Origin of the sequence: Sulfurimonas sp. (assembly GCF_034005705.1) — a bacterium.
Classification (GTDB): domain Bacteria; phylum Campylobacterota; class Campylobacteria; order Campylobacterales; family Sulfurimonadaceae; genus Sulfurimonas.
Genome location: NZ_JAVEUF010000003.1, coordinates 140404 through 159606, shown reverse-complemented (window position 1 = coordinate 159606; position 19203 = coordinate 140404). Strand labels below are relative to the sequence as shown.

18 protein-coding genes are annotated in these 19203 nt (G+C 41.2%); 7 read left to right on the top strand and 11 right to left on the bottom strand.

Annotation, left to right across the window (positions count from 1 at the left end; all coding sequences use genetic code 11):
* Positions 1 to 17 precede the first annotated feature (17 nt).
* The 4 genes from RBR61_RS03500 to RBR61_RS03485 are packed head-to-tail and all read right to left on the bottom strand — an operon-like array spanning position 18 to position 4883.
* Positions 18 to 1217: a TolC family protein gene (locus tag RBR61_RS03500; RefSeq protein WP_320342125.1), complete on the bottom strand. Its 1200-nt coding sequence runs from the start codon at positions 1215 to 1217 to the stop codon at positions 18 to 20.
* Positions 1174 to 2358, bottom strand: a complete 1185-nt coding sequence (locus tag RBR61_RS03495; RefSeq protein WP_320342124.1) for an aspartate aminotransferase family protein — start codon at positions 2356 to 2358, stop codon at positions 1174 to 1176. Before RBR61_RS03495 ends, RBR61_RS03500 begins: the two co-directional genes overlap by 44 nt.
* Entirely contained in the window at positions 2351 to 4093 is a 1743-nt protein-coding gene (locus RBR61_RS03490) for a molybdopterin-dependent oxidoreductase (protein WP_320342123.1), read from the bottom strand. The genes RBR61_RS03495 and RBR61_RS03490 overlap by 8 nt, the downstream gene beginning before the upstream one ends.
* A complete protein-coding gene (locus tag RBR61_RS03485) occupies positions 4086 to 4883 on the bottom strand; it encodes an HlyD family secretion protein (protein ID WP_320342122.1) in 798 nt (265 codons plus the stop codon). The genes RBR61_RS03490 and RBR61_RS03485 overlap by 8 nt, the downstream gene beginning before the upstream one ends.
* A 131-nt stretch (positions 4884 to 5014) precedes the next feature.
* Here RBR61_RS03485 and RBR61_RS03480 point away from each other — a divergent pair, with 131 nt between their 5' ends.
* Positions 5015 to 5959 (top strand): chemotaxis protein, encoded by a 945-nt coding sequence (locus RBR61_RS03480; RefSeq protein ID WP_320342121.1) that lies wholly within the window; start codon positions 5015 to 5017, stop codon positions 5957 to 5959.
* 37 nt (positions 5960 to 5996) lie between these two features.
* Here RBR61_RS03480 and RBR61_RS03475 read toward each other — a convergent pair whose 3' ends face one another.
* From RBR61_RS03475 to RBR61_RS03465, 3 genes are read right to left on the bottom strand one after another with little or no spacing between them, the layout of a single operon-like run.
* The gene (locus RBR61_RS03475) at positions 5997 to 7325 is read right to left on the bottom strand and encodes a sodium ion-translocating decarboxylase subunit beta (protein WP_320342120.1); all 1329 of its coding nucleotides are present in this window, start codon (positions 7323 to 7325) and stop codon (positions 5997 to 5999) included.
* 5 nt (positions 7326 to 7330) lie between these two features.
* Entirely contained in the window at positions 7331 to 9127 is a 1797-nt protein-coding gene (locus RBR61_RS03470; protein ID WP_320342119.1) for a biotin/lipoyl-containing protein, read from the bottom strand.
* An 8-nt stretch (positions 9128 to 9135) separates the two neighbouring features.
* Positions 9136 to 9372 carry an OadG family transporter subunit gene (locus RBR61_RS03465; protein WP_320342118.1) on the bottom strand — a complete coding sequence of 79 codons (237 nt, stop codon included), beginning with the start codon at positions 9370 to 9372 and terminating at the stop codon, positions 9136 to 9138.
* Between the two features lie 146 nt (positions 9373 to 9518).
* Here RBR61_RS03465 and RBR61_RS03460 point away from each other — a divergent pair, with 146 nt between their 5' ends.
* The 3 genes from RBR61_RS03460 to RBR61_RS03450 are packed head-to-tail and all read left to right on the top strand — an operon-like array spanning position 9519 to position 10349.
* Positions 9519 to 9809: a DUF3817 domain-containing protein gene (locus RBR61_RS03460; protein ID WP_320342117.1), complete on the top strand. Its 291-nt coding sequence runs from the start codon at positions 9519 to 9521 to the stop codon at positions 9807 to 9809.
* Between the two features lie 52 nt (positions 9810 to 9861).
* Positions 9862 to 10170, top strand: a complete 309-nt coding sequence (locus RBR61_RS03455; protein WP_320342116.1) for a hypothetical protein — start codon at positions 9862 to 9864, stop codon at positions 10168 to 10170.
* An 8-nt stretch (positions 10171 to 10178) separates the two neighbouring features.
* Positions 10179 to 10349 (top strand): hypothetical protein, encoded by a 171-nt coding sequence (locus tag RBR61_RS03450; protein WP_320342115.1) that lies wholly within the window; start codon positions 10179 to 10181, stop codon positions 10347 to 10349.
* A 16-nt stretch (positions 10350 to 10365) separates the two neighbouring features.
* Here RBR61_RS03450 and RBR61_RS03445 read toward each other — a convergent pair whose 3' ends face one another.
* Both RBR61_RS03445 and htpG read right to left on the bottom strand, forming a co-directional pair.
* Positions 10366 to 10872: a hypothetical protein gene (locus RBR61_RS03445; RefSeq protein WP_320342114.1), complete on the bottom strand. Its 507-nt coding sequence runs from the start codon at positions 10870 to 10872 to the stop codon at positions 10366 to 10368.
* 101 nt (positions 10873 to 10973) lie between these two features.
* Entirely contained in the window at positions 10974 to 12866 is a 1893-nt protein-coding gene (gene htpG / locus RBR61_RS03440; RefSeq protein WP_320342113.1) for a molecular chaperone HtpG, read from the bottom strand.
* A 291-nt stretch (positions 12867 to 13157) separates the two neighbouring features.
* Here htpG and RBR61_RS03435 point away from each other — a divergent pair, with 291 nt between their 5' ends.
* Both RBR61_RS03435 and RBR61_RS03430 read left to right on the top strand, forming a co-directional pair.
* Positions 13158 to 13985 (top strand): universal stress protein, encoded by an 828-nt coding sequence (locus tag RBR61_RS03435; protein WP_320342112.1) that lies wholly within the window; start codon positions 13158 to 13160, stop codon positions 13983 to 13985.
* A gap of 7 nt (positions 13986 to 13992) precedes the next feature.
* On the top strand, positions 13993 to 14304 hold the full coding sequence (locus RBR61_RS03430) for a hypothetical protein (protein WP_320342111.1): 312 nt from the start codon (positions 13993 to 13995) through the stop codon (positions 14302 to 14304).
* On the opposite strand, the gene RBR61_RS03425 is transcribed toward RBR61_RS03430, so the two are convergent.
* A complete protein-coding gene (locus RBR61_RS03425) occupies positions 14301 to 15698 on the bottom strand; it encodes an MBL fold metallo-hydrolase (protein ID WP_320342110.1) in 1398 nt (465 codons plus the stop codon). The genes RBR61_RS03430 and RBR61_RS03425 overlap by 4 nt on opposite strands.
* A gap of 102 nt (positions 15699 to 15800) precedes the next feature.
* Between RBR61_RS03425 and RBR61_RS03420 the strand changes: the two genes are divergently transcribed.
* Entirely contained in the window at positions 15801 to 17744 is a 1944-nt protein-coding gene (locus tag RBR61_RS03420) for an ABC-F family ATP-binding cassette domain-containing protein (RefSeq protein WP_320342109.1), read from the top strand.
* On the opposite strand, the gene RBR61_RS03415 is transcribed toward RBR61_RS03420, so the two are convergent.
* The gene (locus RBR61_RS03415; RefSeq protein ID WP_320342108.1) at positions 17728 to 19074 is read right to left on the bottom strand and encodes a 3-deoxy-7-phosphoheptulonate synthase class II; all 1347 of its coding nucleotides are present in this window, start codon (positions 19072 to 19074) and stop codon (positions 17728 to 17730) included. The two genes, RBR61_RS03420 and RBR61_RS03415, sit on opposite strands and share 17 nt — an antisense overlap.
* Between the last annotated feature and the right edge of the window lie 129 nt (positions 19075 to 19203).

The following is a 19203-nucleotide window of genomic DNA, read 5'->3' as shown; positions in this document are numbered from 1 at the left end:
TGCATTGACCTTTAGCTCTAATCATCTTTATACATCTCGTAAAGGGTCAGAAGTTCAAGCTGTTTGTCTATCTCGTATATTGCAACGTCGCTTTTTTGTATCAGAGCGGAGTTTTGCAGCAGTTCAACATCATACTTTGTTTTATAGCCTGCAGAGTAGAGTTCTTTGGTATCTTTTAAAAGTCTCTCGTAAATATCTCTGTTCTCAACACTTAAGAGCTTTTTCTTCTCAAGGTTCTCTATGTTTTGCATAACCTGCTCATATATCGCGCTAAGCTCTCTTTTTCTATCCTCAACTGCAAGTTTTGCTTTGAGGTAATCTATCTTGGAAGACTCCACGTCTCTAAAGGTGTTTATATCTATAGGCAGATTTGCTCTAAAGCCTACACTGTAGTAATCCTTCTCATTTGGACCAAGAAGAAGCGTAGTGGTTGTCTTATCCCAGTTATAGCTTGCTGTGAGGTTGACCTTTGGAAGATACTTTGCAACGGTCACGTCTTTGGCATATCTGTTTTTTTCTATCTCACCCTCGCTCATCCCAAGAACAATATTGTTCTGCAAAAACTGCTCAAGACTAAGCATCTCTAAGCTCGGAACATAGGCATTTTCATGCTTTATATCGCTTATTGCGCTAAACTTTGATATCAGCCTCTCTTTACTCGTCTCTAAGTCATAAAGTGCCTGTATTACGATATTTCTGTCGATTATCGCACTGTCCAAAAAGCCTGAATCAAGCTGTCCGTTTAGGTACTCCTCTTTTTTCTGTGCAAGGTTTATCTCAGAGTTCTCGATCTGGAGCTTCTGTTTTTGTATCTTTAGGTCGATCTGTTTAATCTGCATCAAAAGAGAGATGGCATCTTTTACAAGCTTCCTTTTTGCAACATCAACGGAGTAGTCGGAGTATATCTTTGAAGCCTCTGCAAACTTTATGCCGTAGTAGATGCCGCCGCTTTGAAAAATAGGCTGATCCATCTTGATAGAAGCATTCTCGTTTGTCTGCTCGCTTCCATAAGGATTGCTCTTTGAGTAGCTGTAGTTGAGATTTAGAGGTGCTATCCACGAATCACGAAGCTTTGAACTCTCCGCTTCGTTTTTTTCGTAGTCATACTCAAATAGCTCTTTTTTGTTCTCGGAGATGTAGCTATCTAGCTTCTCCTGCGATAAAAGCAGCGTACTACAGAGAAGTAACAGCGCGGTTGAGAGCTTTAAAGCCTTCATCAATTTCCTCTTTCGTAATTGTAAGTGCAGGCAGAAGTCTAAGTGTGTCACGCCCGGCTTTTAGAACTATTGCGCCCTCTTGCCTTGCGTTTGAAACTATTTTAGTAAGAGTATCTGCATCTCTTACACGCAGTCCGCACATCATTCCGATGCCCACTTTTGAAGTAAAGACACCTTTGTGAGCCTCATAAAATTTCTCCAGCTCGCTCTCAAAGTATTTGATGCCCTCTTGAAGCTCTCCGCTGTCGTTCATCTCATTTAAAATATCCATAACTTCGCATGCCGCAGTTGTGCTTAAGAAGTTTCCGCCAAACGTTGAGCCGTGGTCTCCTGCGCCAAATACCTCTTTTAGGGTTGTCATAACCACTCCGATAGGAACGCCGCCGCCAAGACCTTTTGCTAACGTTACCACATCAGGTTCTATATCGTAGTAATTTGATGCAAGAAACTTTCCTGTTCTGTAAACTCCCGTTTGAACTTCATCTACTATCAATAGCACATTTTTTTCTTTTAGAAACTTTGCCAATTTTTGAACAGCCTCTTTATCAAGCGGCTGAACACCGCCCTCACCTTGAACAAGCTCGATCATAACCGCACATGTGTGCTCATCCACAAGAGATGCTACATGGTTTATGTCATCCGCATATACGAAGCCGTCAGGGTATGGACCGAAGTAGTTGTGCATCTTCTCTTGCCCCGTAGCTTTGACCGTAGTGATGGTTCTTCCGTGAAAAGAGTGCTGAAGCGTTATAACTTTATATCTCTTTATCTCTCCGTCTTTCTCGCCGAACTTTCTAGCTATCTTTATAGCTCCCTCGTTTGCTTCTGCTCCGCTGTTTCCAAAGAAGCACTTCATATCGTATCCGCTGGCATCAACTATCTTCTGAGCCGCGCTTGCCTGCGGAGCGATGTAGTATAGATTTGACGTATGCGTAATATTTGATATCTGCTTGCAAATTGCGTCATTTACTCTCTTGTTTGCATGACCTACGCTGCATACAGCTATTCCCGAAGCGAAATCTATATACTCTTTTCCCTCGGCATCAAAGAGCTTTGCATTATTGCCGCTTACAAACTCTACATCTGCTCTTGCATAGGTAGGCAGAACATACTTTTTATCCAAATCCGTTATATTACTCATCTCTTTTTATCTCCACTCTGTTTTCTTGAAATATGGCACTCTTTGCATAGAGCGCATGTTTTGAAGTTGTTAAATTATTAACGCCTCTTGTCCCGCTGTATATTAAAACGCAATCCTCACGCAGATCGTTATTGTGCTTCACCTTGAGCTTTACACTTCCGCTCACAGACGAGACCACAACGCTCTCGCCTTCGCCAAACCCCAAAGAGCTGTGCAGATACACATGCTCATCCCTTTGAAACTGAGAGTTTAGACTTGTCGGACTCTTGGATGTAATGAGATAAAATCCGCTCATCTCTTCATCAGCCTTCGAGTCAAGCTCATCTAAAAAGACGAACTCCCTATCATCCGTATCAAAGCCCTCTTTATAAGGCACCTCTTCTCTGTTTTCAACATACCATGAACCGTCTATCTTTTGAACTGCAAAATTTTTGAAGTGCTTCAGGTAAAACTCTTCGCTCTCAAGTTCAATTCCAAACTCTTTGCATAGATAAGAGGTCAGATCATACTCGCTTATTCCTATGTCGCTCTGGGCCACTTTCGGCATGAACGACATAACGTTATGCGAATATGAGGTTCTTACATCATCTTTGTACAGAAAACTTTTGGCAGGTATTATCAGATCGGCAATCTCGCTCGTCTCATTCTCATAAAGCCCAAAGTAGACGACATTTTCAACTTTTTCGATCGACTCTTTTACCCTCTGTGAATCCGGCATCTGTGAGAGCGGATTTGCGCCCTGAATAAAAACCGTTTTAAAATCGCTAAACTCGGTATTTACCTTTGAGACTCTTTTTGCTTTTTTGTTAAATGGCAACACAATGGCATCTCTTGATGCGCCAAGATAACTAACACCGCACCCCTCTTTGCCAAAAAGTCCAAGCATTGCGGCAAATGCGTCAATCGATCTCATAACATCAACGCCGTTGCTGTACTTTTGTATCCCAACACCGCACACAATGGCTACTTTTCTATCTTTTACCATGGCGAGAATATCCCCGATCTGTCCAAGAGATACGCCTATCTGATCCAAAGTGGCCTTTATTCTTATGTTTTGCGTCAGCTCATAGTAATCCTCATACTCGCTTGCGAACTCCTCTAAGAACTCCTCGTCGCATCCGTTTTCAATATGCAAAAAACGACTCAGCAGCATCGCAAGATAGATGTCGCAGTTTGGTTTTATCTGAATATGCAGATCCGCCGTCTTTGCCATTTTTGTTCTAAGCGGGTCTATAACGATAACGGCTTTATCTTTTAGCAGAGGCAAAATATGGCTTGATGTTGTATGAGGGTTTCTACCCCAAAATATCACGACCTCAGATTTTGCCACTTCATGAATTGGCATATTTTTATTGCTGCCTCTGCCTTCGATTATTCCTGCCTCACCTGCTCCGTCGCACAGACTTCCCTCGGTCAAAACCGCTCCGTATGAAGCAAAGAAGTGGTCTGTGACTTCCTGCATCAAAGCAAAGTTCCCGCTTCCACGGTAGTGCAGCACTTCGCTCTTATCACACGACGAGATCATCTCTTTTAGCTTTAAAAGAGCCTCGCTCAGAGTTATCTCTTCGCCTCTGTATCGAGCTTTTGCTATGGTTTTGTACTTTTCGTAATGGTTCATATGAGGACATAAGAAGCCCTGTGTATGACCATCTTTAAGAGCTTTTAGCTTACCATCTTCATATACGATCTCGCAAGCATCATAGCAGTCCAGCGGACATGCGGTAACACTACTCATTTTTTAGTTCCACTTTTACAAGCTTAGAGAATAGTTTTGGCGCATCCGTTACTATCTGAGCCATATACTTAGATATGTTTTTGCTATCTGCAATATTTAGCAGCCTTGATACTTTGTAAGAAGTTTTTTCACCGTCTATATAGACCACTCTTTTTTTTGCGTCCAAGACATCTTCCTCGTCCAGATATATGCTAAGAAGCGCTTTTGAAGTATCTGCTATCTTTGCAAGCGGAGCGGCAATGCCTACGACCTGCCCTGGCTTTACCAGCATCTCATAAAGAACGAAGCCCTCTGCAACCAGATTTTTATCTTTGATGCTTCTTGTGAGCTGCACTTCTCTTAATCTTAAGTCAGATATCTGGACTTTTAGATTCTGTATCTCTTTTCTTGTGTTCAGGTAGAGATTCTCGCTTGTAATAAGGTCGTAAAACTCCCTGTCTTTCTCAACCGAAGACTTGAATTTCAGAGGCTCTATTTTTCTGTAGTTCTCTCTTTTTCTAGCAAGCGAATCTTCAAGATTTACCAAAACTGCCTCGCTCATCTCCAGAGAGTTCGTTACGTACATAAGCTTCTCTTTTATCAACCTGAGCTCTTTTTCATCGACTTCTGAATCGATCTTTATGTAGGGCTTAGATGAAAGAGTAGTCCCGATTAAAGCTTCGTCTGCATTCAGTATTAGACCTGAAACATTTGATGAGATATCCCTTACCTCGTAAGGCTCGACTTTTGCATAGTAGATTTTTGCGTGCGAAAGAGTAAGAAGCAAAGCAAGCAGAGTAAAAATTTTCATTCAATACCTTTTACAAGGTCACCCTTGATTAATTGAGCACATTTTACCATTTCATTATTAACATTCAAGCATATTTCATCATAATTTCGGTACTATTTGCTACTAACAAAAGTATACTTCAAAGGCTTTAAATGTCCGTTTTAGAAAATGTCGACGCTGCTACGAATCTGGCAAAAAACAATGAACTCCAACTATTGGTATTTAGGATCAGCGACAAAAGTGAAGCTGCTTACTACGCTATAAATGTCTTTAAAACCCGCGAAGTAGTGGAATCAAAAAATCACTTTATAACGCAGATACCATCTTCTCACAAGATGTTGGAGGGTACGATCGTTCTTCGAGGAATGCAGATCCCGATACTAAACCTCCCTCTTTGGCTTGGAACGACCCTTACTAAAGATGAAGTAAGCAGATCAAACATACTTGTTTGCGACTTTAACGGCGTAGTTATAGGCCTTAGGATCATGTCTGCATATAGAGTTTTAAAGAAGAACTGGAACGAGATGCACGCTCCAGAGAGTTACAGAATGGGAGAGAACAACGTAGTAATCAACGACACAAGACTTGAAGACGGCAGTCTATGTCTTGTTTTGGACTATGAGAAGCTTTTAGCGGACGTTATCCCTCAAGCTATGGTAAATGTGCTTGAATCACCTGCAAACCTAAAAGATCTTGATATCCCGATCAAGCTTAAAAACGGTACCGTCTTGGTAGCGGAAGACTCTAAAACGGCTCAAAGACATCTAAAACAGATATTTGAAAATGCCAACATCTCTATGAAACTATTTGAAAACGGAAAGCTTCTGGTTGATTATATAAACTCTCTAGGAGATGACGTCTCAAAAATACCTGCGGTGATCACTGATATCGAGATGCCTGAGATGTCCGGATTTACGGTCGTAAAACTGCTCAAGAGCTCATCAAAGACAAAAAATATACCTGTTATAGTAAACAGCTCTATGACCGGTTCGAACAACAAAAGAGAGGCTGAAGTGTTGGGAGCGGATGCTTTTATAGACAAAACAAAGAGCCAGAATATAATACCGCTTATTGTAGAAGTTATGAATATGAAGTAGAAGTTCATACTCCGGATCTGGAGTATGAAATAAATTGTTAGCTAAATAGCGAGATAAGAATACCTGCAGCAACCGCTGAACCGATAACACCTGCAACGTTTGGACCCATAGCATGCATTAGAAGCATATTTGAGCGGTCATACTCCATACCTACTTTGTTAGATACACGAGCCGCCATAGGAACCGCGGAAACACCTGCAGAACCGATAAGCGGATTTATCTTGTTGCCAGGGAAGAGATTCATGATCTTAGCCATGATAACACCCGCAGCAGTTCCCGCGGAGAATGCCACAACACCAAGAGCCAAAATCGCCAGAGTATCTGCAACCAAAAATTGATCCGCTGCCAGTTTTGAACCGACCGCAAGTCCTAGGAAAATCGTAACTACATTGATAAGCGCATTTTGCATAGTGTCTGATAATCTATCAACAACACCGCTCTCTTTTAAGAAATTACCAAACATAAATGCACCAATAAGAGGCGTAGCATCAGGAAGAACCAAAATAGCGAGCACCAAAACCATAATAGGAAAAACCAACTTCTCCAAACGCGATACGTGGCGCATTGTGCTCATCTTAATTCTTCTCTCGGCATCAGTGGTTAGCGCTTTCATAATTGGAGGCTGGATGATCGGAACCATCGCCATATATGAGTAAGAAGCAACCGCAATTGCGCCAAGGAGCTCAGGAGCAAGTTTTGTTGCAATAAAAATAGAGGTCGGACCATCTGCTCCGCCAATGATCGAGATCGCAGAAGCTTGCTGCAACGTAAAGTCAAAAAGAGGAGTATACTGAGCAAGAGCAACTGCTCCTACCAGTGTCCCGAATATCCCGAACTGTGCAGCACCACCTAAAAGTGCGGTCTTAGGGTTGGAGAGTAGCGGACCGAAATCTGTCATAGCACCAACACCCATAAATATCAAAATTGGGAAGAACTGATTTGCCAAGCCCATCTCATACATAATGCCCAAGAAACCGTCAGGTCCTGCGATTCCCGCAACCGGAATGTTTGCCAAAAGGCCGCCAAATCCTATCGGCAGAAGAAGCAGAGGCTCAAAACCCTTTGCGATAGCCAGATAAAAGAGCACGAATGCAACGAGTATCATTATGATCCTGCCCCAAGATTTGTGAAAATCGCTCATCTTCTCACCGTGAGAGCTCAGTTCATCAGGATTTGGACTTACAAAAGCTTTTATACCAGTAGAGTTTATAAACCCGTCTATCATATCACCGAATGATTGAGTTTGGTAGGTCTCCTCTTTATGAGTCGAAGCTCCAGATGCAGCATCAGCTCCAGCACTTGCATGCATAGTCGTAGCGCCTATGAGCATTACAAAGGTAAGTAGTTTTATTATGATAAATCTCATACTTATTATCCTAGTACTGCTACGACTTGACCTTCGACTACTTTATCGTTAGTAGCAACATTGATAGATTTGATAACGCCGCCTTTTGGTGCAACGATATCAATCTCCATCTTCATAGACTCTAGTATCATGATCACATCACCCTCGTTTACGCTTTGGCCCGGATTAGCCACTATCTTCCAAACATTGCCCGGAAGAAGTGCTTTTATATCTAAAGAGTTTCCTGATGACGGAGCAGCTTTTGGAGCAGAAACTTCTGTTGCTTCTCCGTTTACCTCTGTAACCTGTATATTAACATCACCCTCTGCTACCTGAACACTAAATTTTTGACCGTCAACTACAACAGTATAGCTTCCATTACCCATTTTTGAACTTCCTTCTTCTTTTTTCATTGTTGATATTTTTCTAACGTTTAACTCTCCCTCTCCCTTAAGAAAAGCGATACCTTTATCGTGACAAGCTGCAGCTATGAAGATGTTCTCTTCAGTTATCTCGATATTCTCCTCTTTTAGTCTGTTTATCCAGTTAGCCAGAGATTTGCTCTCATCTGCATTTGCAAGATCAAGAGCCTTCTCGGTTGTCGGTGGCAATCCAAGTTTTTCGGATGCGATCTTTACTATTTCAGGATCCGGTGCGACAGGAGTTTTACCGAAATATCCAAGAACCATCTTTCCATAACCCGGAGCAATAGCGTTCCAAGGACCTTGCATAACGTTGTTAAGTGCCTGCTGGAAGTAGAATTGAGAGACAGGAGTAACAGATGTACCGTAACCGCCCTTCTCTACAACTTCAGTCATTGCAGCGATCACCTCCGGAAATTTGTCCATAATGCCGTTATCACGCATCATCTGAGTATTTGCAGTAAGTGCGCCGCCTGGCATCGGAGAGAAAGGAATGATAGGAGATACCATCGTCGCTTCAGGAGGCATAAAGTAGTCAGAGAGGCAAGATTGCAGCTCTTTTTCGTATGTTAATATCTTGTTGATCTCCAATCCGCCAAGGTCATAATCCATACCTTTTGTAGCGTGAAGCATCGTAAGTATATCCGGCTGACTAGTTCCGCCGCTCACAGGAGCAGCTGCCATATCAATACCGTCCACACCTGCTTCGAGTGCTGCCATATAAGCAGCAACTGAGACACCTGCAGTCTCATGAGTGTGGAGTCTTAAGTGCGTTCCCTCAGGAACAAGGCGTCTTGCCATCTGGATGGTCTCAAACACTTTTTGCGGATTTGAAGTTCCGGATGCATCTTTGAAACAGATGCTGTTATAAGGTATACCGCTGTCTAATATCTCGCGTAGTGTTTTTTCGTAAAACTCGACCGTATGAGCACCGTAGCATCCCGGAGGTAGATCCATCATCGTGACTACCACTTCATGCTTTAGTCCGTGATGAACGATTCTCTCGCCTGAATATTTTAAATTTTCTACATCATTAAGCGCGTCAAAGTTTCTGATCGTAGTAGTACCGTGCTTTTTGAACATCTTTGCATGCAGATCGATAAGCTCTTTTGAACCGGTATCGAGCATTACTGTATTAACGCCGCGCGCCAATGTCTGAAGGTTTGCATCAGGTCCTACGATCTTACGAAACTTGTCCATCATCTCAAATGCATCTTCTCTTAAGTAGAAATACAGAGATTGAAATCTCGCTCCTCCGCCAAACTCGAAGTGTGTGATCCCCGCAGTCTTTGCAGCTTCAACTGCAGGAAAAAAGTCGTTCATAAGTACACGACCGCCGAAAACGGACTGGAAACCGTCTCTAAAGGTCGTATCCATTACATCTATATATTTTTTAGCCATACTAATCCTTAACTTTCTCTATGAAATTTAATCGCTGCCGTTATTGCCGCAACTATCTTTTTTTGATTGTTCTGAGTGCCGGGTGATGAAGATGAGCCAGCACTCGGCTGAACTTCAGGGAAAAATTTATGTACAATTTTTGACATAATTCCCATTAGGAAGATCAAAATTGTAAGAAACAAGAACACCGCTCCCATTCCAAGGCCCATAAACTTTAAGCCCTCTACTACAAGGTTAGTATCCATATCAATATACCTCTTTTTTATATTTGGCGGATATTGTATTATATAAATGTTTAAAAAGCCTTGTTGCTTCTTTTTTATTTTAAATTAGAAGCCGAATTGTTACTTTTTGATTATATAATTCATAAAAATTTTATATAGGTGTAGATATGAAAAATCAAAATGTCGTCAAATTCGGACATATAAATACAATAGAGGGATACTCATATTTAGCACTTGTTTTTATCGCTATGCCAATGAAATATTTTATGGATATACCAATGGCAGTAAAAGTTGTGGGTATGATCCACGGAATACTTTTTATACTCTTTTGTATACTTTTGGCAAAAGCATGGCATGAGGCAAAGTGGCCATTTAAAGAGAGTGCCACATTCTTCATAGCCTCTCTCATACCGTTTGGAACCTTTTTCACAAAAGCTAAAATAAAAACTTATGAATAAAAAAGTTTTCTTTGGCTAAAATGACTTTAATAAATTTAGAAGGAATATATTTATGATCGCCGGAATAAATGAGCAGGATTTTGTTGCATATATGATATTTGGGCTTATATTAAATTTTCTGTTCTCAATTATGTTTGGAGTTTATCTTAGTAAAAATATAGGAATTACGGAGATGATAAGATCAAAGGGAGACAAGGAGCAATCGCTTCTGGTAAGCCTTAGCCTTTTTATCCCTTTTGCCAAGATGATAATCACTCTTTACAGGGTCGCAATCTTGCAAATATTCTTTTTAAACAGAGGTTATTCTCACAAAGAGTTCTGGATCTATATGACCACAAACAGACTCAATAAAGTGGATTAGTACAAACTATGAGCGATTTCAAACTAAAAGTAGTACTCACCGTATTGACCGGTATTATTTTTTCGTTTGTTTTCATCATTCTGGCCTTTGTACTCCCTCCGCAAGAAGAGAAGCCCACTGTTATAAAAAAGCCTAGCAATCTGCTTGAAGAGGTCTCAAGGTCTCTTAAAGAGAAGTAGGAACACTCTCTTCAGATCATAGAGAGTTTTTAACCTCTATAAGTCTTAGCGTCTCATATGCACAAAGGGGGTTGAGCTTGACCGCAGATATCTCCAAAGCTTTAACGCAAAGTCTCATATAGTCAAGATCCTCTGCCTCCATGATTATTTTAAGAAGCTTTTCCGCATCTTTGATCCTGAGATTTCTTACGACACCGAGATTTTTGTGTGCCAGATTTCTGATGTCGGTGTAGTCTAAAGCTCTATTTTCAAGCTTGTCCAGTTTTAGCTTGTGTATCTGTTCATAAAATGTTACTTTTGCTTTTAATATCTGAATAATATAGTCCTCTACCAACTGGTAGACCGTCTCTCTGTCCAAAGAGAGCTCTTCGACTGCCTCGCTCATCTCATAACGATAATCGGCTATATCCAGATCACTTAAATTTTTCTCAATAAAATTACTTCCTTCGATCAGAAGTTTGTCAATTCTGCGACGAAGTTCGGCATTCTCAGGCCGTCTTTTTTCTCTATAATCATTATTCATAGACGTAAAATATCATAACTTTCTTTTATTGTCGCAGCTGCTTTTGACAAAAGGGTTCAAATGAACTATGAGTGCTACAAAAACACCCATAGTATAGGGGCTTACACAGCCTTTGTGATGATTCTGTTGAGTCTTGCTATAAAGCCTGCTGTGTCATCAAGCTCTACGCCTTCAAAAAGCTTTGCCTGATCTAAGAGCACATGAGCCGCATCGCTTATGAGGTTTTGGTCCGAAGAGTTTTTCAGCTTTAAGATAAGCTCATGCTTAGGGTTTATCTGCAGTATCGGAGCAGGAGCAGGAGTGGTGGTACTTTGTCCCATCTGCTTCATCATCTGAGCCATCATATAGGCAGGGTCCTCCTTGTCCTCTTTTAGCTTCACAGGAGACTCTACAAGGTCAAAGGTCACCTCTACGGATTTTACGCTATCTCCCAAAGAGTCTTTAAGCTCTTTTACAAGTCCTTCAAACTCCTTAGCGCTCTCCTCTTCAGCTTTTTTCTCATCTTCGCTCTCGCCGAACTTTGCATCGCTTACATGAACAAACTTGTACTCTTTGTACTCTGTTATCATTGGAAAGATTATAGTGTCTATCTCTTCATTTAACACGAGCACGTCAATGGAGCGTGACTTAAATCTCTCCAGTGCAGGCGAGTTTTTAAGCATTGAGAGCGAAGTTTTGCCTGTAATGTAATATATCTCTTTTTTCTCTTCATCTACATTTTTCAAGAAATCCTCAAACATGACCGTCTCATCCGATTTTAGAGTGTTGAACTTCATCAGCTCCAATATCTTCTCACGGTTGCCGTAATCACTGTAGAGTCCCTCTTTTAGCACATTTCCGAACTCTTTAAAGAACTTCTCATAATTCTCTTTATCATTTTTAGCCATCTTTGCAAGCTCTGAGAGAACCTTCTTTACAGATGCGTTTCTTATCTTTGCCATCACCGCATTTGACTGCAGTATCTCTCTTGATACGTTTAGTGGAAGGTCTTTAGAGTCGATCACGCCACGCAAAAATCTCATGTAAGTAGGCATAAGCTCTTTTTCATCATCCGTGATAAATACACGGTTTATGTAGAGTTTGATTCCGGTCTGATAATCCACTCTGTAGATGTCCATCGGCGCTTTTGATGGGATATAAAAGAGAGTGGTGTACTCTATAGCTCCCTCTGCTTTGTTGTGCATCCAGACAAGAGGCTCCTCCGAAGAGTGTGCTATTGAGCTGTAGAAATCTTTATACTCCTCATCTTTTATCTCGCTCTTTGCTATTGTCCAAAGAGCGTTTGCACGGTTTATCTGAACATTCTCTATCTCATTTTTTGACGGCTCTATCTCATTGCCCTCATCATCTTTTTTTGCAGGAATGTACTTCTCTTTATCCATAAATATCGCGAATGGAATGTGGTTTGAGTACTTTTTGATGATATTCTCGATTCTGTAACTGTCCAAAAACTCTGCATCATCATCATTTAAATGCATTATAATAGTCGTACCGTGAGAATCTCTTGTGGTTTTTTCTATCTCAAACTCGCCGTCCCCTTTGCTCTTCCAGAGATACGCCTGCTCTTCGCCCGCTTTTTTTGTAATAACCTCTACAGAGTGTGCGACCATAAAACATGAATAGAAACCTACACCGAACTGACCGATAAGATTGGAGTCTTTTTTCTGATCTCCCGTCATCTGCTCTAAAAATGCTTTTGTGCCTGATTTTGCTATGGTACCCAGATTATTCATAAGATCTTGTTCGTTCATACCGATACCGCTGTCTTTGATAGTCAGAGTCTTTGCATCCTTGTCAGCGGCTATATCTATTTTCGGTGAGAACTCGACGCCTTTATATGCATCATCCGTCAATACAAGCATGTTTAACTTGTCAAGCGCGTCCGACGCATTTGAGACCAACTCACGAATAAATATCTCTTTGTTTGAATAGAGTGAGTGTATCATAAGGTTTAATATTTGGTTTGCTTCCGTCTGGAACTGATGTTTTGCCATCTTTGTAAATCCTTCTATATAAATTTTTAAGAGAAAATATTAGCAAAAAAAGTTAATAATTGCAAATTATATCAAATAACCTAAGTCTATATGACTAAACTATATTTAGTATATTTGCTAAATTTACTCTCAAAAATAATAAGAGAGATTTTTTACTCCTATTTATCTACTTATTTTTCTAAGTAACGATAACTCCAATATAAATTAGATATAATGACGCCAAAACGGTAGGTCTTGTTTTATTTATATCAATTATGATAAAACTACAATATTATTTACTTTGGAGTCACTATGAAGAAATTCACAACACTGGTCGCAATAGACTTTTCAAGAAGCAGTTACGTCGTTTTAGAAAAAGCGCTTGATTTTACAAAAAAAAGAGATGGCGAACTTCACGTTATCCACGTGGTAGAGAGCTCATTCTTTTCAAAAAAAGAGGATATTGACGCTGTAGAGGAGCGTGCATATGCTGAACTAAGCAAGAGTTATAGTGAAATTAAAAAAGAGAACTTTCACTGTGTCAGCGGCAAAGTAAAAGTTCAAGTCGCAAACAGCGCAAAGCTATTGGATGCGGATATGATTATTATGGGCAACAGCGGTGAGACGCACTTCTTAAATGAGCTTATAATGGGTTCTCATACAAAAGAGATAATCAAAAATGCACAGACTCCTGTTTTGGTAATGAAAGATGAGCATGAGCTGGAGTATAAGAACATCTTGGTACTAACGGATCTCTCTGATGAGTCTGCCTCCGCTATAAAAAAAGCAGCCAAGTTCTTTCCAAAATCAAAGATCACTCTGCTTAACCTATTCTATCTTCCGACAGACGACAAGCTCGGTCTATTTGGCTTCAATGAAGATGATCTTGGCAAATATCAAGCCCGTATAAAAGATGAGTCGCAAAAAAATATAGATACATTCTTAAGCTCTCTGTCTCTGCCAAAAGAGATGGATGCTTCTGCCTCTGCGATTGTAAGTTCTCTAAACCCTAAAAAGTTCAAAGAGGAGAGTTCAGATATTAGCTACGATCTGCTCTTGATCCATTCTACACAGAATGTAAGCTTTTTTGCTTTTGATATTTTAGAGCAGTCTGACGTCGATGTTATTGTTGTAAAATAGATAAACCGTGCAAGATGAGTTTATAGAGCTAAAAGAGCAAACACCAGTACTTCATTCAAAAAAGTGCGAGCTTACGGCTCTGGCACTGAGGCTCTTTTTGCAATATGCTACAGTTCTTACAGCCCTTGTGTCTTGGTATCTATACGACCTCTTTATAGCTCTGCTTGCCCTTGTTCTTGCATTTATCATCATGGGTATCGTCCGCTCAAAGATTCGCAATATCTCCATACCATTTTCTCAAAGGGAGTATCACTACAGCGACAAAGAGATCGCCGAGTGGTACACGGCGAAGATACTATGTTATGAGGAGCAATTTTAGAGCGTAACGGAGTTTCCTACCTCCATGATATGGCTCTCATGGCCTAGTTCCTCTTTTATCGCTTCTGCGAATATTTCCATCTTCTCCCTCTCACCGTGGATAAGATATAGTTTTTCTAAGTTCTCGATCGAGCGCATCCAATCTATAAGCTCCTTTTGGTCTGCATGGGCTGAAAAACCGTTGATTGTATATCTTTTTGCTTTTACAACTATCTGCTCTCCATATATATTAACGCTATGCTGTCCGTCAACTATGCTTCTCCCAAGCGTTCCCTCAACCTGAAAACCTACAAATATGACCGCATTTCTGCTGTTCCAAAGTCTGTGTTTTAAGTGGTGCATTATACGCCCGCCGTTACACATCCCGCTTCCGGCAATTATTATAGAGCGCTCTTTTACTTTGTTTATTGCTGTTGACTGGTCCCTCGTCGTCGTAGTCTCAAGCCATGCAAAAGAGAAAGGGTCGCTTCCGCTCCCGGTAGAGTACTCAAGCTCATCACTTAAATGCCCAGGGTACTTATTGTAAAGCCTTGTAGCTTTTATGGCAAGCGGGCTGTCTAGAAAGATGCGGCATTTTGGCAGCTCCCCGTTATCATGCATCTCATGAAGAAGCCAAAGTATCTCTTGTGTTCTCTCCAGAGCAAAAGAGGGTATCAAGACCGTGCCGTTATCTTTTAAAGTAGAGATCACCGCCTCTTTAAACTCCTCCACGCTCTGATCCAAGGGCTTATGTCTGCGGTCTCCGTATGTGGACTCTATAAAAAGAGCATCCGCTTCATATACTTTGTCGCGCTCATCTATAATCAATCTCTCAGGAGAACCAAGGTCTCCAGAGAATATTACGCGTTTTTGCTGATTTCCATCCTGATAATCTATTATCACAAAAGCGCTGCCCATTATGTGACCTGCATTTCCAAAAGTGACCTTTATATGCTGTTTTAATTTATGCTCTTGGAAATAATCGAGCGTACACCACTTTTTAGCAAACACCGCCTTCACGTCATCCTTTGTGTATAGCGGCTCCAAGACACTCTCCTCTTCACCGCGTCTGCGAGCTTTTTTGCTTATTGTTTTATACTCCTCCTGCAAAATTCCCGCACTGTCTAGAAGCATGATCTTTGCAATATCGCGCGTTGCCTTTGTTGCAATTATCCTGCCGTTAAAACCATCTTTAAAAAGTTTTGGAACTCTTCCGATGTGGTCAAGGTGCGCATGTGTGAGTATAAGGTAGTGCAGCTCGGAAGGATCAAAGCCAAACGGCTCATAATTTTTCTTGCTTCCGCCGTTTCCCTGAAACATCCCGCAATCTATCAAAATTTTTATAGAACCTATTTTAAGAAGATGACACGAACCCGTTACCGTCTCGGCCGCCCCGTAAGATGTTACCGTTGCCATAATTTATTCCTATTTATATTAAATGTCATAGATTATAATCAAATTTATCTATTATGAAACTTATACTATAATTGCGCAACAATTAAGGGATATAAAGACTTCATGGCACTCATAGATCTACTAAACATATCAAAACATTACGAAGCTCAAAAAATTTTAACAGACATAAATTTTCATGTTGACGAAGGGGAGAGGATCGTCATCATCGGAAAGAACGGAAGCGGCAAATCGACTCTTATGAAAATTGTCAACGGAACGCTTGAACAAGACAGCGGAGAGAGGATCATAAGACAGAATCTGGAAGTAAAGATGCTTGACCAAAAGCCGAACTTCAAAGAGAGCCATACGGTACGTCAAGCGGTTGAAGCAGGACTTAAAGAGCTAAACTACGCAAAGCAGAGATACAACTTTCTCTCGCTCAAACTTGCAGATGATTTTGAGAACAAAACGCTCTTGGAGGAGCACGAGAAGCTATCCCGTTACATTGAGCATCACAATGCATGGAACCTTGATGACAAGATAGAGAGGATAATCCAGCATTTTGACCTTAAGCAGTATGAGAACAAACTTGTAGTCATGCTTAGCGGAGGGGAGCAAAGAAGAGTCGCCCTTGCATCGCTGCTGCTTCAAAAACCAGACATCCTGCTTCTTGATGAGCCGACAAACCACCTTGACGTATATATGGTTGAGTTTTTAGAGGAGCTTCTTTTAAAAGAGAAGTTCACGCTCGTATTTATATCACACGACAGATATTTCATCGACAGAGTTGCTACTAAAAGCGTCGAAGTTGAGGATTGCTCGCTTAGAGAGTATAGCGGCGGATACAGCAGCTATCTTGCTCAAAAAGAGGAGTATATGCGAACGCTGGAGAAACAGCATGAAAACCTGCTTGATCTCTTAAAGAGAGAAAACGAATGGTTCTCAAGGGGCGTAAAAGCGAGGCTTAAGAGGAACGAAGGCAGAAAAGAGCGTCTTATGGCTCTCAGAGAAGAGGCAAAAACGAACCCTTCGAAGATAAAAAAGATGACCCTGGAGCTTGAGCGCGAAGCAAAACACTTCAACAGAGACAAGAGCGTGAACAAGCAAAAAATGCTATTTGAAGTGGAACATCTAGGACTAAAACTAGGAGATAAAGAGCTCTTAAAAGATTTTAGTACAAGGATCCTCCAAAAAGACGTTATCGCCATAGTAGGACCAAACGGAAGCGGAAAATCAACACTTCTCAAAGCTCTTTTGGGACGCATAGAACCTACAAGCGGCGTGATAAAAAGAGGAGAGTTCAAGATAGGGTATTTTGACCAGCATCGGGAGATGCTAGATGATGAGAAAAATCTTATAGAGACCTTCTGCCCATACGGAGGAGACAGAGTAAGCGTACGCGGACGTGACATGCATGTTTATGGCTATCTCAAGAACTTCCTCTTTCCAAGAGAGTTTTTGGATAAAAAGATAGGGGTTCTCAGCGGGGGCGAGAAAAACCGTATAGCCCTTGCCCTGCTCTTTACAAAAAATGTGGATATTCTCATTCTTGATGAGCCAACCAATGATCTTGATATTCCTACAATCAATATTTTAGAAGAGCAGCTTATAAACTTCAGCGGAGCGGTAATCATCGTAAGCCACGACAGATATTTTGTAGACAAGATCGCCAAAAAACTCTTCATCTTCAAAGAGGATAAGCATATCGAAGAGAGCTACCAGAGCTACAGCGAATATCTTGAGCTAGAACGTGAGATCAAAGAGCTTGGCATCATGGAGCAGGAGAGTAAGCGAGTAGAACCAAAAGCAAAAACGAGCAAGCCAAAAGAGTTGCGTCTGAGCTACAAAGAGAAGATCGCTCTGGAGAAACTGCCTGTCGAAATTGAAGAGCTTGAAGCTAAGATAGATGAGAAGAACAACTGTCTTGCAGACCCTTTATGCTATGAGAAGATAGGAATTACGCAGCTTGCGCGTGAGCTTGAGGAGCTGAAAAATCTTTATGAAGAAAAAGTGGAGGAGCTTTTGAATATTCAGGCTAAAGAGGAGGAGATCAACCTCTCTCTTTAAGCGTGTCTGCTATTAAAAATGCCAGTTCCAGCGCCTGATCCGCATTTAGACGAGGGTCACAATGTGTGTGGTAACGAGAGCTTAAATCCTCTTCGGTTACTATGAACGAACCGCCGATACACTCTGTAACATTTCTTCCCGTCATCTCCAAGTGAACACCGCCTGCGAACGTACCTTCAGACTTATGGACTTGGAAAAACTGCTTCATCTCTGTAAGAATTGCATCTACCGGACGAGTTTTAAAGTTATTTGATGATTTAATAGTGTTTCCGTGCATCGGGTCACAGCTCCAAAGAACCTTTTTACCCTCACGCTCAATTGCGCGTATAAGCTTAGGCATACCCTCAGCCACCTTGTTCGCACCCATCCTTACAATAACGTTCAAACGTCCCGCTTCATTGTTCGGATTTAAAATATCGCAAAGCTTTATAAGGTCATCAGGATCCATCGAAGGGCCCGCTTTAACGCCTATCGGATTGTGAATACCCTTCATATACTCAACGTGAGCACCGTCGATCTGGCGGGTTCTGTCACCTATCCATAACATATGCGCAGATGTGTCATACCAATCACCAGTTATAGAATCTTTTCTCGTAAACGCCTCTTCATACGGAAGCAGAAGCGCCTCATGAGATGTATAGAAATCGGTTTCACGCAGAGTTCTGTGAGTTTTTGAAGTAATTCCGCACGCCTCCATAAACTTAAGCGACTTGCCTATCTCTTCTGCAAGATCTTCATATTTCTTACTTATCTCGCTCTGATGCGTGAAGTCAAGGTTCCACTGATGAACTTTATGTAGGTCTGCAAAACCGCCCGTTGCAAATGCACGTAAAAGGTTTAGTGTCGCAGCCGACTGGTTGTACGCTTTTATCATTCTTTGCGGATCGGGTGTTCTTGCATCTGCAGTAAAATCTACACCGTTTATAATATCGCCTCTGTAAGAATCAAGCGTTACGCCGTCAATTGTCTCCGTGTCGCTTGAGCGCGGTTTTGCGAACTGTCCGCCGACACGCCCTACTTTAACAACCGGGAGACCGCCCGCATAGGTCATCACTACCGCCATCTGAAGGATAGCTTTAAACGTATCGCGAATATTTGTTGCATGAAACTCGCTAAAACTCTCTGCACAGTCTCCGCCCTGAAGCAAAAAAGCTCTCCCCTCTACGACATTTGCCAACTGGCTTTTAAGCGAGCGAGCCTCACCTGCAAAAACAAGCGGCGGATAATCTTTTAGTTCCGCTAAAACTCTGTTTAATTCATCTATGTTCGGATATGTAGGCTGCTGCACTATAGGCTTTTGCCTCCAGCTAGAAGGAGTCCAGATACTCATTTATAAAACCTTTTTTTAATATATGTCAAAATATTTTTTGTCATTTTACATAATAGTAACTAAAATAGCACTGATGACTCAATTTAAAGAGCATAAAAGCTTTTTTTTATGCTTAAAAGTGTACAATGC

Coding starts and splice junctions, on each gene's coding strand:
- RBR61_RS03500 (WP_320342125.1), bottom strand. CDS start 1,217: ATGAAGGCTTTAAAGCTCTCAACCGCGCTGTTACTTCTCTGTAGTACG.
- RBR61_RS03495 (WP_320342124.1), bottom strand. CDS start 2,358: ATGAGTAATATAACGGATTTGGATAAAAAGTATGTTCTGCCTACCTAT.
- RBR61_RS03490 (WP_320342123.1), bottom strand. CDS start 4,093: ATGAGTAGTGTTACCGCATGTCCGCTGGACTGCTATGATGCTTGCGAG.
- RBR61_RS03485 (WP_320342122.1), bottom strand. CDS start 4,883: ATGAAAATTTTTACTCTGCTTGCTTTGCTTCTTACTCTTTCGCACGCA.
- RBR61_RS03480 (WP_320342121.1), top strand. CDS start 5,015: ATGTCCGTTTTAGAAAATGTCGACGCTGCTACGAATCTGGCAAAAAAC.
- RBR61_RS03475 (WP_320342120.1), bottom strand. CDS start 7,325: ATGAGATTTATCATAATAAAACTACTTACCTTTGTAATGCTCATAGGC.
- RBR61_RS03470 (WP_320342119.1), bottom strand. CDS start 9,127: ATGGCTAAAAAATATATAGATGTAATGGATACGACCTTTAGAGACGGT.
- RBR61_RS03465 (WP_320342118.1), bottom strand. CDS start 9,372: ATGGATACTAACCTTGTAGTAGAGGGCTTAAAGTTTATGGGCCTTGGA.
- RBR61_RS03460 (WP_320342117.1), top strand. CDS start 9,519: ATGAAAAATCAAAATGTCGTCAAATTCGGACATATAAATACAATAGAG.
- RBR61_RS03455 (WP_320342116.1), top strand. CDS start 9,862: ATGATCGCCGGAATAAATGAGCAGGATTTTGTTGCATATATGATATTT.
- RBR61_RS03450 (WP_320342115.1), top strand. CDS start 10,179: ATGAGCGATTTCAAACTAAAAGTAGTACTCACCGTATTGACCGGTATT.
- RBR61_RS03445 (WP_320342114.1), bottom strand. CDS start 10,872: ATGAATAATGATTATAGAGAAAAAAGACGGCCTGAGAATGCCGAACTT.
- htpG (WP_320342113.1), bottom strand. CDS start 12,866: ATGGCAAAACATCAGTTCCAGACGGAAGCAAACCAAATATTAAACCTT.
- RBR61_RS03435 (WP_320342112.1), top strand. CDS start 13,158: ATGAAGAAATTCACAACACTGGTCGCAATAGACTTTTCAAGAAGCAGT.
- RBR61_RS03425 (WP_320342110.1), bottom strand. CDS start 15,698: ATGGCAACGGTAACATCTTACGGGGCGGCCGAGACGGTAACGGGTTCG.
- RBR61_RS03420 (WP_320342109.1), top strand. CDS start 15,801: ATGGCACTCATAGATCTACTAAACATATCAAAACATTACGAAGCTCAA.
- RBR61_RS03415 (WP_320342108.1), bottom strand. CDS start 19,074: ATGAGTATCTGGACTCCTTCTAGCTGGAGGCAAAAGCCTATAGTGCAG.